The 16,033-nt window shown below is 60.9% G+C and carries 16 protein-coding genes; 12 read left to right on the forward strand and 4 right to left on the reverse strand.

All coding sequences use genetic code 11. The features are described 5' to 3' along the window. The first annotated feature begins 291 nt into the window (after positions 1-291). The 3 genes from ACB030_RS03760 to ACB030_RS03770 all read left to right on the forward strand — a co-directional run bounded on the left by ACB030_RS03760 (position 292) and on the right by ACB030_RS03770 (position 4,424). On the forward strand, positions 292-1,578 hold the full coding sequence (locus ACB030_RS03760; RefSeq protein WP_371158128.1) for an outer membrane protein transport protein: 1,287 nt from the start codon (positions 292-294) through the stop codon (positions 1,576-1,578). A gap of 251 nt (positions 1,579-1,829) precedes the next feature. Next, entirely contained in the window at positions 1,830-3,086 is a 1,257-nt protein-coding gene (locus tag ACB030_RS03765; protein ID WP_371158130.1) for an OmpP1/FadL family transporter, read from the forward strand. A gap of 114 nt (positions 3,087-3,200) precedes the next feature. Further along, positions 3,201-4,424 carry an EAL and HDOD domain-containing protein gene (locus ACB030_RS03770; protein WP_371158132.1) on the forward strand — a complete coding sequence of 408 codons (1,224 nt, stop codon included), beginning with the start codon at positions 3,201-3,203 and terminating at the stop codon, positions 4,422-4,424. A gap of 103 nt (positions 4,425-4,527) precedes the next feature. Here ACB030_RS03770 and ACB030_RS03775 read toward each other — a convergent pair whose 3' ends face one another. Continuing rightward, on the reverse strand, positions 4,528-5,691 hold the full coding sequence (locus tag ACB030_RS03775) for an acetyl-CoA C-acyltransferase (protein ID WP_371158134.1): 1,164 nt from the start codon (positions 5,689-5,691) through the stop codon (positions 4,528-4,530). Positions 5,692-5,822: 131 nt separating this feature from the next. Here ACB030_RS03775 and ACB030_RS03780 point away from each other — a divergent pair, with 131 nt between their 5' ends. Continuing rightward, positions 5,823-6,221 (forward strand): MerR family DNA-binding transcriptional regulator, encoded by a 399-nt coding sequence (locus ACB030_RS03780; RefSeq protein WP_005325128.1) that lies wholly within the window; start codon positions 5,823-5,825, stop codon positions 6,219-6,221. Between the two features lie 79 nt (positions 6,222-6,300). Here the strand turns inward: ACB030_RS03780 and ACB030_RS03785 are convergent, their stop codons facing one another. Then, a complete protein-coding gene (locus ACB030_RS03785; protein ID WP_371158136.1) occupies positions 6,301-7,545 on the reverse strand; it encodes a dicarboxylate/amino acid:cation symporter in 1,245 nt (414 codons plus the stop codon). A gap of 268 nt (positions 7,546-7,813) precedes the next feature. On the opposite strand from ACB030_RS03785, the gene ACB030_RS03790 reads away from it, so the two are divergent. From ACB030_RS03790 to ACB030_RS03800, 3 genes are all read left to right on the forward strand, one after another. After that, positions 7,814-8,098 (forward strand): pyrimidine/purine nucleoside phosphorylase, encoded by a 285-nt coding sequence (locus tag ACB030_RS03790; RefSeq protein WP_205641816.1) that lies wholly within the window; start codon positions 7,814-7,816, stop codon positions 8,096-8,098. A 166-nt stretch (positions 8,099-8,264) separates the two neighbouring features. Further along, entirely contained in the window at positions 8,265-9,647 is a 1,383-nt protein-coding gene (locus tag ACB030_RS03795) for an L-serine ammonia-lyase (RefSeq protein ID WP_371158139.1), read from the forward strand. Between the two features lie 286 nt (positions 9,648-9,933). Next, entirely contained in the window at positions 9,934-11,304 is a 1,371-nt protein-coding gene (locus ACB030_RS03800; protein WP_205641818.1) for an L-serine ammonia-lyase, read from the forward strand. Positions 11,305-11,534: 230 nt separating this feature from the next. On the opposite strand, the gene ACB030_RS03805 is transcribed toward ACB030_RS03800, so the two are convergent. Beyond that, positions 11,535-12,494 (reverse strand): lytic transglycosylase domain-containing protein, encoded by a 960-nt coding sequence (locus tag ACB030_RS03805; protein ID WP_371158141.1) that lies wholly within the window; start codon positions 12,492-12,494, stop codon positions 11,535-11,537. Then, positions 12,494-12,772 (reverse strand): YcgL domain-containing protein, encoded by a 279-nt coding sequence (locus tag ACB030_RS03810; RefSeq protein WP_025326888.1) that lies wholly within the window; start codon positions 12,770-12,772, stop codon positions 12,494-12,496. The genes ACB030_RS03805 and ACB030_RS03810 overlap by 1 nt, the downstream gene beginning before the upstream one ends. Positions 12,773-12,878: 106 nt before the next feature. Here ACB030_RS03810 and minC point away from each other — a divergent pair, with 106 nt between their 5' ends. The 5 genes from minC (at position 12,879) to mtgA (ending at position 15,967) form a co-directional block, all read left to right on the forward strand. Beyond that, a complete protein-coding gene (gene minC / locus ACB030_RS03815; RefSeq protein WP_371158144.1) occupies positions 12,879-13,598 on the forward strand; it encodes a septum site-determining protein MinC in 720 nt (239 codons plus the stop codon). 18 nt (positions 13,599-13,616) lie between these two features. Next, positions 13,617-14,429, forward strand: a complete 813-nt coding sequence (minD, locus tag ACB030_RS03820; RefSeq protein ID WP_005331693.1) for a septum site-determining protein MinD — start codon at positions 13,617-13,619, stop codon at positions 14,427-14,429. Positions 14,430-14,431: 2 nt separating this feature from the next. Continuing rightward, on the forward strand, positions 14,432-14,701 hold the full coding sequence (gene minE / locus ACB030_RS03825; protein ID WP_010674646.1) for a cell division topological specificity factor MinE: 270 nt from the start codon (positions 14,432-14,434) through the stop codon (positions 14,699-14,701). A gap of 178 nt (positions 14,702-14,879) precedes the next feature. Continuing rightward, positions 14,880-15,206, forward strand: a complete 327-nt coding sequence (locus tag ACB030_RS03830) for an HI1450 family dsDNA-mimic protein (RefSeq protein ID WP_371158147.1) — start codon at positions 14,880-14,882, stop codon at positions 15,204-15,206. Further along, the gene (gene mtgA, locus ACB030_RS03835; RefSeq protein ID WP_205641822.1) at positions 15,191-15,967 is read left to right on the forward strand and encodes a monofunctional biosynthetic peptidoglycan transglycosylase; all 777 of its coding nucleotides are present in this window, start codon (positions 15,191-15,193) and stop codon (positions 15,965-15,967) included. The genes ACB030_RS03830 and mtgA overlap by 16 nt, the downstream gene beginning before the upstream one ends. Positions 15,968-16,033 lie beyond the last annotated feature (66 nt).

Consider the following 16,033-nt stretch of genomic DNA (forward strand, 5'->3'; position numbering starts at 1 on the left):
GTCACATTTTTACACTTTTTTTTGAAAGATTCAAAAGGAACTTATTGTGTGTTATTTATCCAATAATGGATAAAACAGACTATTTAAACGGCAAGTTAAAACAAATGATTAACACAATGGAAACTTTTATGTATTCTGCTGTCACTGGTCTGATTTCTTACCTCCTACCAGATCCATAGAATCACGCCAGAAGTGAATGGGAAGAAGCTGACATAACAACAGATCTTGTCGTCTATAGCGGCCAAAGAGCCCTGATCTCGACAGAAAATCTGCTTACAAAGAGAGAACACTATGACAACTGCCTTTTTCAAGAAAAGCCTGATCGCCGCGGCCGTTACCCTGGCCAGTACTCAGACCTTCGCCGCCGCGTTCCAGCTGAACGAACACTCGGCCTCTGGTCTGGGCCGCGCCTATGCCGGTGAAGCAGCCATTGCCGACAACGCGGCCGTGCTGTCCCGCAACCCGGCCGCCATGACCACCTTCGACAAGATGGCACTGTCTGTTTCCGGTACCTATATCAAGCCCGATGTGGATGTCGCGGGTGACATCTATGCCGGTCCGGCCAAGCTGGCATCGGCCAGCGAGAGCGACATCGCCCCCGATGCCTTCGTGCCGGCCACCTACTTCATCCAGCCCCTGAACGATCAGTGGGCATGGGGGATTGGCCTCTTCTCCAACTACGGCCTCGCCACCGAGTACTCCAAAACCTTCCCGGCCGGTGCCGGTGCCGGTGATACCGAGCTGTTGACCTTAAACATCAACCCCAACATCGCCTATCGCATCAACTCCAACTTCAGCGTGGGTGCGGGCATCAATGCCGTCTATGCCCAGGCCGAGCTGAACCGCTATGCCGGAGCCCTGGCACCGGGCCTGACTGCCAGAACCGGTATCGTTCACAACAGCGACACCGCCATCGCCCACCTCAAGGGTGACACCTGGGGCTTTGGCTGGAACGTCGGAACCCTGTACGAGATCAACGAGAACAACCGCCTGGCCCTGACCTACCGCTCCCAGGTAGATCTGAGCTTTGACGGCGACTTCAAGGGGCTGACCTCCGGTTACCAGACCGTCGATGGCAACCTGAAGCTGGATCTACCTGCCCAGGCCGAGTTCGCCGGTTACCACCGTCTGAACCAGCAGTTCGCGATGCACTACTCCGTCAACTGGACCGACTGGAGCGCCTTCCAGGAGCTCAAGGCCACCAGCAACTCCTGTGCCGGTGGCATCTGTCTGCAAAAAGACGAGAAGTTCAAGGACTCCACCCGCTACGCCATCGGTGGTACCTGGTACGTCAACCCGTCCTGGGAAGCCCGCATCGGCTTCGCCTACGACAAGACCGCGATCGAGCCGGAATACCGCAGCCTGAGCATTCCTGACTCCGACCGTGTCTGGTACAGCGCCGGCGCCACCTACCACATCGATCAGGACATGAGCGTCGACTTCGGTATGGCCTACCTGGATGGCAAGAAAGTGGACGTGAACGAAGGTCTGACCAGCCATACCGATCCGGTACGCTGGAAGGGTACCTCTAGCGGTACTGCTTTGCTGGCCTCCGCCCAGTTCAACATGAAATTCTGATTTCACCGTTATCAAGCAGAGCGCCTTCGGGCGCTCTTTTTTTATGCGACATCCCCATCTCGGCGCACAGCTGTAGCAAACACCTGTACTCTTTTTGTTTTTTATCAAGCTGTTAGAGTCGATTCCTCCAGCATTTAATCCCGTTTTGCCCGCTCTGCCCCCACCCCCGTTGCCTTGCTGGTCATACCATATAAAATCCCGCCCCCAACCGAATCACAGAATGAACCCTCAGTTCATCCCGAGGAAAAGCAATGCAGTCGACCATCAAACCCTCCCTTATCGCCCTGATCTTGCTGCCGGGTCAGCTCCTGGCGGCCGGTTTCCAGCTGGCGGAACAATCGGCCACCGGCATGGGCCGCGCCTTCGCCGGGGAGGCAGCCATCGCCGACAACGCCAGCGTGCTCGCCCGCAATGCGGCCGCCATGACCCGTTTCGAGCGCACCGCCTTCTCCGGCGGCGTCATCCATATCCAGCCTGACGTCAACATCGAGGGGGTGACCCGGGTCCCCACCACCCAGGGCCCGGTGACCCTGGATGCGAGCGCCAACGACATCGCGGACGGTGCCTGGGTGCCCAACGCCTATCTCATCCTGCCCCTGAATGATCAATGGTGGCTGGGGCTGGCGGCGACCTCCTACTATGGCCTCGGCGTCCAGATGCCGAACGACTACAACGCCGGCCACTTCGGCAATGTCTCGGACATCAAGACGGTGGATCTCGGCGCCTCCCTGGCTTATCGCATCAACCAGCACTGGTCGGTCGGCGCTGGGCTCTCCGCCATTCAGGGCGAAGGGGAAGTGGGCGGCACCTTCCCCTCCAACAACAAGATTGCCAAGCACCTCAAGGGGGATGGCTGGGCCCTTGGCTGGCATCTCGGCACCCTGCTGGAGCTGTCGCCAGCCACCCGCCTCGGCCTCTCCTATCGCCATGACGTCAACCTGACCCTCTCCGGGGATGCCGTCGGCACCGATCTGCTGGGCCGCACCTTCACCGACACCGGCACCCTGGATCTGCCCCTGCCCGCCACCGCGGAGCTGGCCCTGTTCCATCAGCTGACCCCGGCCCTGGCGATCCATTCCAGCATCAACTGGACCAACTGGAGCAAGTTCGTCCAGCTCGAGTCCGAGCTCGATCACCATGGCACCATGCACATCAAGGACGAGCACTGGGAAGACAGCTGGCGCTACGCCCTCGGCCTGACCTATCGCCTGGATCCGAAGTGGCAGCTTCGCTCCGGTCTGGCCTATGATCGCAGCCCTGTCCCCGCCGATCGCCGTACCATCTCCATCCCGGACTCGGATCGGGTCTGGTACAGCGCCGGGGTGGGTTACCAGATAGACAGCAACCTGTCGCTGGATCTGGGGCTGACCCTGATCGATGGCAAGAAGGTCGAGGTGAGCGAAACCATGCAGCTCAAACCCGGGATGGCGCAAACCACCTCCACCTTCCAGGGCACCTCGGAAGGAGATGCCTGGCTGGCCGGTCTGCAGCTCAACTACCTCTTCTGATCCCGCCACCCCTGGCAACACTATGCCAGTTGCTGACCCTTTCGACCCGGTCGGCACTGGCATAGTGATCCGCTTCACCATAGAATCAAGCCTTCACCCATGCTGGAGAAATGCATGTATTCCTATGTAGCAAGGCAGCCCATCCTGGATCGGGAATTGAAGACCCACGCCTATGAGCTGCTGTTTCGCGACAGCCTGGATAATGTGTTTCCCCCCATCTCCGCCCAACTGGCCACCTCCCGACTGGTGACAGAGCAATTTCTGCAACAGAACATCGATCAGCTGCTTGGCGGCCACCCCTGCTTCATCAACTTTCCTCACTCCCTGCTGCTGGACGGCCTGGCCGAGTGCCTGCCCCAGGACAAGGTGGTGATCGAGATACTGGAAGATGCCGAGCCCGACGATGCGCTGCTGGACAAGGTGATCCAGCTGCACGGGCTGGGCTATCGGCTGGCGCTGGATGATTTCACCCTGGTCCCGGCCTGGGACAGGTTCCTGCCCTATATCCACATCATCAAGTTCGATCTGCGGGCCACGCCGCTCGCCAGCATAGAGCAGTTCATGCTGACCCATAACCACCTGCCGCTCACCTACCTCGCCGAAAAGGTGGAGGACAAGGACGAGTTTGAACAGATGAAAGCGCTCGGAGTCGAATTGTTCCAGGGTTTCTTCTTCAGCCGGCCCCAGATGGTGCAGCAGACCACCATGCCCCCGACCCAGCTGGTGGTGATGCAGTTGCTGAAGGTGGTCAATCAAGCCGAGCCGGATCTGGACAAGATAGAGCAGCTGCTCAACCAGGATCTCTCCCTCTCCCTCAAGCTGCTGCGCTACGTCAACCACCTCAAGCGTTTTCCCCAGCCCATCGCCTCGTTTCGCCAGGCCGCCAGCTCCCTGGGGCACGCCCAGCTCAAACGCTTCGTGGCCCTGATCGCCGCCACCAGCGCCGGTCACGACAAGAGTGCCGAGCTCTACCAGATGTCCCTCATCCGGGCCCGCTTCTGCGAGCTGCTGGCACAGACCCATGCCCCCACCCAGCAGGCACAGCAAGCCTTCATCACCGGGCTCTTCTCCCTGCTGGACGTGCTGATGGGGCAACCGCTGGATCGGCTGCTCGGCACCATACCCCTGACCGCCGAGATCCGCGCCGCCCTGCTGGAGCGCAAGGGCAACCTGGGGTTCTATCTGGCGTTCTGTGAAGAGTACGAGAAGGCCAACTGGCAGCGGATCGCCGCCAGCACAGCCCGCCTGGGGCTCAATGAAGAGAAGGTCAGCCACCTCTATCTGGCCGCCACCACCTGGGTCAATCAGCAGCTCCAGGCGATGGAAGGGACGGACTGAAGCCAGATCCTCCCCGCTTTCACCGATCAATACCCAGATATGACAACGTCCCTGCAAGAGGGACGTTGTGCATTTATCGGCAAGCACCGTCGGGTGCCAGGCCTCAGCCCAGTTCGATGGCCATGGCGGTCGCCTCCCCGCCGCCGATGCACAGGCTCGCCACCCCTCGCTTGAGCCCGCGCGCGTGCAGGGCATGGATCAGGGTGACCAGGATGCGGGCACCGCTGGCTCCCAGAGGATGACCCAAGGCGCAGGCGCCCCCGTTCACGTTCAGCTTGTGATGGGGGATCTGGCACCCCGCCATGGCCAGCATGCTCACCATGGCGAAGGCCTCGTTCACCTCGAACAGGTCCACCTCCTCCACCGACCAGCCCACCCGGGCCAGCAGCTTGTCGATGGCGCCCACGGGGGCGCTGGTAAACTCCGCCGGCAGGGCGGCATGGCTCTGGTATCCCACCACCCTGGCCAGCACCGGCAAGCCCAGTTGATGAGCCGTCTCGGCCCGCATCAGCACCAGTGCCGCCGCCCCGTCCGAGATGGAGCTGGCATTGGCCGCCGTGATGGTGCCCGTCTTGCTGAAGGCCGGTTTCAGGGTCGGTATCTTGTCTGGCCTGGCCTTCTCCGGTTGCTCGTCGTCGGCCAGCAGCAGGGTGTCCCCGGCCATCACGGGCGCAAGCTCTGCCCCGAAGGCGCCGCTTCGCTGGGCCGCCAGGGCTCGCTCGAGAGAGGCGATGGCGAAGGCATCCATGTCGGCCCGGGTCAGCCCGGCTCTGTCCGCGCTCAGCTGGGCATAGTGGCCCATCAGCTGCCCCTCGTAGGCATCCTGCAAACCGTCGAGGAACATGTGATCCAGCACGCTTTGGTGGCCCATGCGAAAACCACTGCGCGCCTTGTCCAGCAGATAGGGGGCCCGGCTCATGCTCTCCATGCCGCCGGCTACCACCACATCCACCTCCCCCAGCCGCAACCCGTCTGCCGCCAGCATTACCGCCTTCATGCCGGAGCCACACACCTTGTTGAGGGTGGTGCAGGGCACGCTGTCAGGCAGCCCGGCCCTCCGCGCCGCCTGGCGCGCCGGTGCCTGCCCTACCCCGGCGCTCAGCACATTGCCCAGATAGACCTCATCGACCCGAGCTGGGTCTATTCCGGCCGCCGCCAGGGCGGCGCGGATGGCGCAGGCGCCGAGTTCGGGTGCACTCAGTGCGCTCAAGGCCCCCTGAAAGGCCCCCATGGGGGTACGTTTGGCCGCCACAATCACTATATCCATCAATTGCACTCTCCTTGTTACATTGAGATAACATATGCCGCCACCGCCACCAGAACAAGACTTGCGGGCAAGTTGACGTTTGGGTAAGGTGCCAGCCTGCATTGACAACCAGATGACAGCCAGACAGCCCTATGACCAAATCCAAGGATGACGCCCGGACCTTCAGCATCAGCGAGCTGGCCCGTGAATTCGATGTGACCACCCGCAGTATCCGCTTCTACGAGGATCAGGGCCTGCTGAATCCGACGCGCCAGGGACAGACCCGGATCTACAGCCGCCAGGACAGGGTGCGCCTCAAGCTGACCCTGCGTGGCAAACGGCTGGGCTTCAGCCTCGCGGACATCCGTGAGCTGTTCGATCTCTATGACGCGGACAAGAGCAGCCGCTCCCAGCTGCAGACCATGCTGGGGCTGGTGGCCGACAAGCGGGAGACGCTGCAGCAGCAGCTGGAAGACATCCAGATGGTCTTGCTGGAGCTGGAGGCCGCCGAGCAGCGCTGCCGGCAGGCGCTGGGTCAGCTGACTCCCTGAGTCGGCATTCCGGTCCGAGGAAAATAAAAAGAGGGAGGCTTGCGCCTCCCTCTTGTCATTCATGGCAGTGAGCCTGGTCTCAGGCTTCCTTGCTCCAGCGGTTCGGATCGTAATCCGGGCTGTAGCGGTCGACTATGATGGCGCAAGCCGCATCGCCGGTGATGTTGAGGGCGGTACGGATCATGTCGAACAAACGATCCAGCGCGAACAAGAGCGGCAAGCCCTCGATGGGAATGCCGGCCGCCAGCAGCACGGCCACCACCAGGAAGCTCGGGCCCGGCACGCCGGCCTGGCCGATGGCACCCAGAGTAGAGGTGACAATGATGGCCGCCCAGGCGCCCATGCTGAGGTCGATGTTGTAGACCTGGGCGAAGAAGATGGCCACCAGACCGTAATAGATGGCGTTGCCGCTCATGTTGATGGTGGCGCCCAGCGGCAGCACGAAGGAAGCGGTGGCGTTGGTCACCTTCAGATCGCGCTCGCAGGTCTCCATGTTGACCGGCAGGGTCGCCATGGAGGAGGCGGTGGAGAAGGCCACGATCTGCGGCTTCTTCATCGCCGAGAAGTACTTGCGTACCGGCGTGTTGGAGAAGAAGGCGACCAGCAGCGGGTAGACCACGAAGCCGAAGATGAGGATGGCGGCGACATAGACCACGAACAGCTTGAGCACCAGGGTCAGCACGTCGAAGCCATAGGTGCCGATGGCGTCGGCCATCAGGCCAAATACCCCGATGGGAGCAATCAGCATCACCTTGTTGATCATCCAGACGAAGGCGTCCACCAGGGTGTTGAGCCCGTCCACCAGCGGCTTGGCACGCTCGCGGGGCTGCTTGGCCAGCGCGATGCCGAGGAACATGCAGAACACCAGGATCTGCAGTATGTTCGCCTCGTTCAGGGCGCTGAACACATTGGTCGGGATCATCCCAAGCAGGGTGGCCACGGCATCCGGCAGGGCGCCCTTGTCGGCGTAATCACCGGAGAACATGGCGGCCGTGGAGCCAAAATCGACCCCGACACCGGGCTTGAAGACTTGACCCATCACCAGCGCCAGCAGCACCGCCAGGGCGGAGGTACCGAGGAAGAAGGCGAGCGTGGTCACCCCTATCTTGCCTGCGGCCGGGCTGGCGCCCAGGTTGGCGGCACCGGACAGGATGGCGACCGCCACCAGCGGGATCACCAGCATCTTGATCAGCTGGATGAACAGCGTACCGAGCGGCGCGAAGACGGTCGCCTGCTCACCCATGAGGGCACCCACCAGCGCCCCCAGGATCATGGCAACCACAACCTGGAAGCCGATATTTTTAATTAATCCTTTTGTCAACACAGAATGTTCCTTTATTTAGCAATGACTCACACTTTTACAGTGTAAATGACCACCCAGAGCGTCAAATCCTCTCCATTGCTCTGGCGGCGCGCTTTATCTCATATTTGCGCCCCGTTTTACATCAGAATCCGTTAACGAAATGCATTGATAACTTTATGAGAAAGTGAAGTCTCAAAAGAGACACGCCTATTTTTGCTCCTTTTACCATGACAACATCCAAAACAGTGTGCTACGTTGACTCTGCAAACGTGCATACAGGGAAGAAAAGATGCTGAAAGTTAACGAATATTTTGACGGAAATGTTAAATCCATCGGTTTCGAGCAAAAAGGCGAGAAAGCCACGGTCGGTGTGATGGAAGCGGGTGATTACCAGTTCAACACCGCAGCCCCGGAGCGGATGACGGTGATCAAGGGTGTCCTTCGCATCCAGCTGGCCGATGAAGACGAGTGGCACAGCTACCATCAGGGCGAGTCCTTTGACGTGGCCGGTCACTCCTCCTTCAAGCTGGAAGTGAAGACAGCCACCGCCTACCTGTGCGAGTTCCTCGACTGATAGCGCCGCAGGGGCGCCATGAGAGGCTGAACCTGTCCTCCTGGCGCCCCTGAACCCCCTGTCTTGCTCCATTTCCACACCGCCATCACAGGCTGTCGCTTCCCCCCTTTTCATCGACTACAAAAAATTTACAATGTTTAGACGAAATCCATAATCGGAGTACGTCATGATCAGTGTCTTCGACCTGTTTTCCATCGGGATTGGTCCCTCCTCCTCCCACACTGTGGGGCCGATGCGGGCAGCCTGCGCCTTCGTGCACACCCTCAAGCAGGGTGCACTCCTCTCCCGCACCGAGCGCGTCGTGGTCGAGTGCTACGGCTCTCTCGGTCAGACCGGCAAGGGGCATGGCACCGGCAAGGCCATCATCCTGGGGCTGGCCGGCTTTGAACCCGAATCCGTGGACATCGAGGCCATCCCCGCCTTCCTCAGCGAGGTGGAGCACAGCCAGACCCTGCGGCTGGGAGGGGAACAACCGAGCCAATTCCCCCGCGTCGGCGCCATCCTCTTCAATCGGCGCAAGACCCTGCCCGCCCACTCCAACGGCATGACGTTGCGTGCCTATGAGGGTGACAGCCTGCTGTTCGAGCAGACCTACTACTCCATCGGCGGCGGCTTCATCATAGAGGAGAGCCACTTCGCCAATGCCAGGGAAGAGGCCGCCCGCTTCGATGCCGCCCACCCCGTCCCCTACCCGTTCGAGAGCGGTGCCCAGCTGCTGGCCCACTGCAAGGAGAGCGGCCTCTCCATCTCGGGATTGATGCTGGCCAATGAGAAGGTGTTTCGCAGCGAGGCCGAGATAAAGGCGGGCCTGCGCAAGATCTGGCAGGCGATGCAGGGCTGCGTCGAGCGCGGCTGCAGGAGCGAGGGGGTGTTGCCGGGGGGGCTCAAGGTGAAGCGCCGCGCCCCGGCCCTCTATCGCCAGCTCTGTGGCGAGACCAACTTCAACAAGGATCCCCTGATGGTGATGGAGTGGGTGGACCTGTTTGCCCTAGCCGTCAACGAGGAGAATGCCGCCGGTGGCCGGGTGGTGACGGCCCCCACCAACGGCGCCGCCGGCATCATCCCCGCGGTGCTGCACTATTACGATCGCTTCGTGCGCAAGGTGGATGACGAGTTGCTGATGCAATACTTCCTCACCGCCGCCGCCATCGGCATCTTATATAAGAAGAACGCCTCCCTGTCGGGGGCCGAGGTGGGTTGCCAGGGAGAAGTGGGGGTCGCCTGCTCCATGGCCGCCGGCGCCCTGGCCGAGCTGCAAGGCGGCAGCCCGGCGGTGGTCGAGAACGCCGCCGAGATCGGCATGGAGCACAACTTAGGGCTGACCTGCGATCCCATCGGCGGCCTGGTGCAGGTGCCCTGCATCGAGCGCAACGCCATGGGGGCGGTCAAGGCGATCAACGCCGCCCGCCTCGCCCTGCGTGGCACCGGCGAGCACAAGGTGTCGCTGGACAAGGTGATCAAGACCATGTGGGAAACCGGCAACGACATGAAGACCAAGTACAAGGAGACCGCCCGCGGCGGCCTCGCCGTCAACATCACCGAATGTTAAGCCTGGGTAAAAGCGCTCTCAGATGACCCTCAGATACCCGGCCTGGCCGGGTATTTTTTCGCAAAACGTTTGCCTGAGGCTTAACAAAATGGATAACCATCAAAATAAATTTTATACTCGCGCCGTGAATTCAACAAAAATAGATCTATTTCAACTTTTTTTAGGCAGGAAGCCGTTACACTGCGGTTATCTGGTTCCCTGGCCTTTGTGACGACAGACCCGTCCCATGGATCACCCTTTCTGCGAGCGGGCATGGCGCCCCCTTCTACCCTGAGGTAATTGTTACATGATCAGCGTTTTTGATATCTTCAAAATCGGTGTTGGCCCCTCCTCTTCCCACACTGTCGGCCCGATGAAAGCTGCCAAACAGTTCGTGGATGATCTGCGTGCTAGCGGTAAGATCCGTGACATCACCCGGATCCAGGTTGACGTCTATGGCTCCCTCTCCTGGACCGGCAAAGGCCACCACACCGACACCGCCATCATCATGGGGCTGGCCGGCAACCTGCCGGAAAATGTCGACATCGACGGTATTCCTGAATTCATCTCCCGGGTCGAGCAGACCGGTCGCCTGCCCATCGGCCTGCACTGCCACACCGTCAGCTTCCCGAAAGGCGCCATGGTGTTCCATGACGAGGCCCTGCCCCTGCACGAGAACGGCATGAAGCTGACCGCCTTCATCGAAGACGAGGCCATCTACAGCAAGACCTATTACTCCATCGGCGGCGGCTTCATCGTCGACGAAGAGAACTTCGGCAAGGCCGACAGCGGCGACATGACCGTCAACTACCCCTTCAAGAGCGCCGCCGAGCTGCTCGCCCACTGCGGCCAGACCGGTCTCTCCATCTCCGCCCTGATGCTGGAGAACGAGAAGTGCTTCAACACCCCGGAAGAGATCTACAAGAAGCTCGGCAAGATCTGGACCACCATGCGTGAAGGGATAGAGCGCGGCTGCCGCACCGAGGGTGTGCTGGCCGGTCCGCTGCGGGTGCCGCGCCGTGCCGCGCCCCTCTACCGTCAGCTGACCACCAACGAGCATCTCTCCAACGACCCCATGAGCATCGTCGACTGGGTCAACATGTTCGCTCTCGCGGTGAGTGAAGAGAACGCCGCCGGTGGCCGCGTCGTCACCGCCCCGACCAACGGCGCCGCGGGCATCATCCCGGCCGTGCTGGCCTACTACGACAAGTTCATCCAGCCGGTCGGCCGCGACGAATACACCCGCTTCTACCTGGCCGCCGCCGCCGTCGGCATGCTCTACAAGATGAACGCCTCCATCTCAGGTGCCGAAGTGGGTTGCCAGGGTGAGGTAGGTGTCTCCTGCTCCATGGCCGCCGCCGGCCTGACTGAACTCATGGGTGGCAGCCCGGAGCAGGTGTGTGAAGCGGCCGAGATCGGCATGGAGCACAACCTGGGTCTGACCTGCGATCCGGTCGCCGGCCAGGTACAGGTGCCCTGCATCGAGCGCAACGCCATCGCCGCCATGAAGGCGGTCAACTCCTCGCGCATGGCACTGCGTCGCACCTCCAAGCCCCGTGTCTCCCTGGACAAGGTGATCGAGACCATGTACATCACCGGCAAGGACATGGACTCCAAGTACCGTGAGACCTCCCGCGGTGGCCTGGCCATCAAGGTGATGCAGGTTGCCTGCGAATAAGCGGCAAACAGCAGATGCAAACAAGGCGGGAGAAATTCCCGCCTTTTTTTGTCTGTGAATTTTATCAAGGGCAGACGCACTGACATGAAGAATAAAGAGGAAGCGGGCAATTCACTCGGATGGGCTCAGCTCATTCGTCGTGGTCAAAGTGGGGAGGGATAATTTTGCTATCTTGTTAGGCGATCTCCCCCACCATCTTATTCCACTCTTATCCCGCACTTACTCCGCTTTTAATCCACTATCCGATCCGCCAGGGTGCCGACCGCCACCACGAAATAGGGGGAGCGGTTCCAGTGGCGCAGCACCCGATAATTGTCATAGGCAAGATAACTGCGGCCATGGACGTCATCGGGCCGAATGAGGGAGGCCTGCATGTCGGCGCTGGGCAGCGGCGAGCCGTCCAGTTGCCGCACCCCGAGGGCTTGCCAGGCCGACAGCGGCTTGCGCTGCTCCAGCCCGAACAGGGTGGGATTGAGGGAGTCAGGCACCCTCACCCGCCGGCCCCAGGTCTGATCCTCGCGCCAGCCGTTCTGGTGCAGATAATTGGCTGCCGAACCAAACACATCCGCCAAATTCCCCCACAGATCCTTCCTGCCGTCCCCGTCCTGATCGACCGCGTATTTAAGGAAGGACGAGGGCATGAACTGCACCTGCCCCATGGCCCCCGCCCAGGAGCCCTTGAAGGCGGCGGGGCTCACGTGCCCCTGCTCTATGATGCGCAGGGCATCGAACAGCTGCTCCTTGAAGAAGGCCTCTCGGCGCCCTTCCCAGGCCAGGGTCGCCAGGGAGGAGATCAGCGGGAAATTACCGGTGAGTTTGCCGAAATTGGTTTCTATGCCCCACAAGGCGACAATAAAACGGGGCTGCACCCCATATTCATCACCTATTTTCGTGAGCAGCGGCAGATGCTGGCGATATAAGGCCCGGGCTTGCTTGACTTTCCATTGGGGCACGGCGCGGGGAATATAGGAATCCAGAGTCAGTTTGAATTCCGGCTGATTTTTGTCGTGCTTGATGGCCGCCTCTATGAGGCGAATATCTGCAAAGGCGGCCGTTACCGTCGCAGGCTGGATGCCGGCCGCCAAAGCCTGCTGTTTGAGACTCGTCACATAATGGTCAAAATCGACGCCAGCCTGCAGGGGCGCACTTAATAGTGCGCTCAACAATAACAGTGCCAGCCGACCCTGCATCAGCGGGCGCCCTTTAATTGTGCCTTGTGCTGCTCCAGCAAATTTTCTGGCGGAGGGGGCACCTGCAGGTAGAAGCCCTGGCTCTGCAAGGCCGCCATCACCCGCTCGGTGGAAGCAATCCCCAGGGGCTTGGCCGGGTCCAGCTTGGTCATCAAGACCAGCTCGGGGCGCCCGAAGGTACTCATCAGTGCCTCTGGCACGCGGGAAAAGTCCTCTCTTCTTTCAATAAAGAGATAGGTCTCGGCTTTTTTGCGACTTTTATAGACTGCACACAACATGGAAATTGATATAATCCGACGGGTTCATTGCCTCTGGTGGTGGCAAACTATAACATCAGGAATTGAATAACAATAACGTATTACCGTCTCGGTTCGGGGAAGATTCATGGTTGAACGCGATAACGAATTGAAAGGGACCACCTTCACTATTTCTGTGTTGCATCTCAGCGATGGCAATCCGGACCGGATCCGACAACTGCTGGAGGCCAAGGTCGCGCAGGCGCCCCAGTTTTTTAATTGTGCCCCCCTCGTCCTCAATGTGGAACGCCTCAGCGAGATCCCGGATTTCGAGCAGCTCAGGGAGCTGGTCGAGTCGGAAGATTTCGTGCTGGTCGGCATCACGGGGGCGCGGGATGAGGCGATGAAGACGGCGGCCAAGGCGGCCGGGCTGGCGGTCATGGTGTCGGGCAAGAGCCGCAAGGCTGACCCCGAGCCTGTGGCGCCAGCGCCTGACCCCGTGGAGGTGGCCCCGGTCGCCCCAGTTCAGGCCCCCCTGGAGCCGAGCAAGGTCCACGTCGGGCCGGTGCGCTCCGGCCAGCAGATCTATGCTGCCGGCACCTCGCTAGTGGTGCTGGGCTCGGTGAGTCCTGGCGCCGAAGTCATCGCCGATGACAGCATCCATATTTATGGCGCCCTGCGTGGCCGTGCCATCGCGGGGGCCAAGGGCAATCCCCTTGCCCGCATTTACTGCCAGCAATTGCAGGCCGAGCTGCTCTCCATCGCGGGCACCTTCCAGCTCAGCGACGCACTGCCGGCAGGCCTGATACAAGAGCCAGTCCATATCCGGCTGGACAACGAACAACTCCGAATAGACCGCATCAAATAGAGTTACAAGGAAGCGAGAATGGCGCGAATCATAGTCGTTACATCGGGCAAAGGTGGCGTTGGCAAGACCACAACCAGCGCGGCCCTGAGCACCGGCTTGGCCCAGCGTGGCCACAAGACAGTGGTCATCGATTTTGACATTGGCCTGCGAAACCTGGATCTCATCATGGGCTGCGAGCGGCGCGTGGTGTATGACTTCGTCAACGTGATCAACGGTGAGGCCAACCTCAACCAGGCCCTCATCAAGGACAAGCGCTCGGAAAACCTCTTCATCCTGCCCGCCTCCCAGACCCGGGACAAGGACGCCCTGACCCGTGAAGGGGTCGAGAAGATCCTGGATCAGCTGGCGGAGATGAAGTTTGACTACATCGTCTGCGACTCCCCCGCCGGCATCGAGTCTGGCGCCCTGATGGCGCTCTACTTCGCCGACGAGGCCATCGTCACCACCAACCCGGAAGTCTCTTCCGTGCGCGACTCGGATCGCATCCTCGGCATCCTGGCCTCCAAGTCCCGTCGCGCCGAGCGCGGGGAAGACCCCATCAAGGAGCACCTGCTGCTGACCCGCTACTGCCCGACCCGCGTCAGCCGTGGCGACATGCTGAGCGTGCAGGATGTGCAGGAGATCCTGGCCATCAAACTGCTCGGGGTGATCCCGGAGTCCCAGGCGGTGCTGCGCGCCTCCAACTCGGGGGAGCCGGTCATTCTGGACAAGGAGTCCGATGCCGGTCAGGCCTATGAGGACGCCGTCGCGCGCCTGCTGGGCGATACCAAGGATTTTCGTTTTCTGGAAGAAGAGAAGAAGGGCTTCTTTAGCCGACTGTTCGGGAGTTAAACATGTCATTATTGGATTATTTTCGTTCCAACAAGAAACAGAACACCGCACAACTGGCCAAAGAGCGGTTGCAGATCATCGTTGCCCACGAGCGTTCATCCAGAGGGGGGCCGGATTACCTGCCCCAGCTCAAGCAGGATATCCTCGACGTGATCCGTAAATATGTGCAGATCGATCCGGACAAGATCACCGTCCAGCTCGATCAGAAGAGTGACGAGCTGTCGGTGCTGGAGCTCAACATCACCTTCGCCGACGACCAGAAGAAGGGATGAGCTGACGCCCCATGCGTGACCCTTTTCCCCAGTGAAGACCGGATCCTTTGTCAGGATCCGGTTTTTTATTGGCTGGCGCAGAGGCATCTCGCCAAGGCGTGCGGGGCCAGCTAGAATACCGCCCGCCCCCTCGGCCCTGCCGACGGGACCTCTCCCCTTCATCTGGAACACAGCTCTTATGCCTTTGAATGACGAAATGCACAGCGTCGAGGAACTGCTCGATACCGCCCTCGAACTCTTCATGGAGCTGGCCTCGGACAACCTGCCCGAGCAGGAGATAGCCCTGTTCAACCAGGCGTTCAACGACCGCGGCCTGCTGGCGGAGACCGACCCCGCCGATGACTGGGAAGCGGACGTGGGGTTTGCCGTGAGCGATGCCGAGTACGCCGAGATCTGGGTTGGCCTTGGTAATGCCGAGCAAGAGTATGAGCACCTGTTCGCCCGCATGCTGCTCTCCCACCGTGTCGACGAGAAGTTCTGCCACATCGAATGGCTGCCCCAATAATTCCGGATCCCGATGATCCCGCTCACTATGAGTGGGACTCAGAGCCCGAGCCCGTGAGAGCGACGCGCTGGCGCCGCCTGCTGGGCTGGCTCGGCAAGCTGCTGCTGGCGGCGCTGGCCAGCACCATCGTCTCGGTGGCGCTGCTGCGCTTCATCGATCCCCCCATGTGGACCTGGCGTCTCGAGCGGGCGCTGTTTCCGCCCGCCAAGGTGGCCGAGGTCAAGCACGACTGGGTGCCGCTCGAGCGCATTTCGCGGGAGTTGCAACTGGCGGTGATCGCCGCCGAGGATCAGCGCTTCGCCGATCACAACGGCTTCGACATGGACGCCATCAGCTCGGCCCTCAAGCACAACCAGCAAAGCCGGCGGGTGCGCGGCGCCAGCACCCTGAGCCAGCAGACGGCGAAGAACCTCTTCATGTGGAGCGATCGCAGCTTCCTGCGCAAGGGGATAGAGGCCTGGTTCACCCTGCTGATGGAGCTGGGCTGGGACAAGTCCCGCATCCTCGAGGTGTACCTGAACATAGTGGAGTTCGGGCCCGGCATCTATGGCGCCGAGGCCGCCGCCAGGCACTACTTCGGCAAACCGGCGGCGCGCCTGACACGCTACGAGGCCTCCTTGCTGGCCGCAGCCCTGCCCAATCCCTGGCGCTACCGGGTCAAGCCCCCCTCGCCCTATGTGCAGCAGCGCTCGGCCTGGATCCGCCGCCAGATGAGTCAGCTCGGTCAGGTCACCCTGAACCGGGTACACGAGGCCGGCTAGGTTCGTCGACGGGATCGGAGGCCGGCCCCAGATGGCCACCGATGACCTCCCGGTGCAACGGCAAAT

The sequence above is a fragment of the Aeromonas sp. S16(2024) genome (assembly GCF_041403065.1).
GTDB lineage: Bacteria > Pseudomonadota > Gammaproteobacteria > Enterobacterales > Aeromonadaceae > Aeromonas.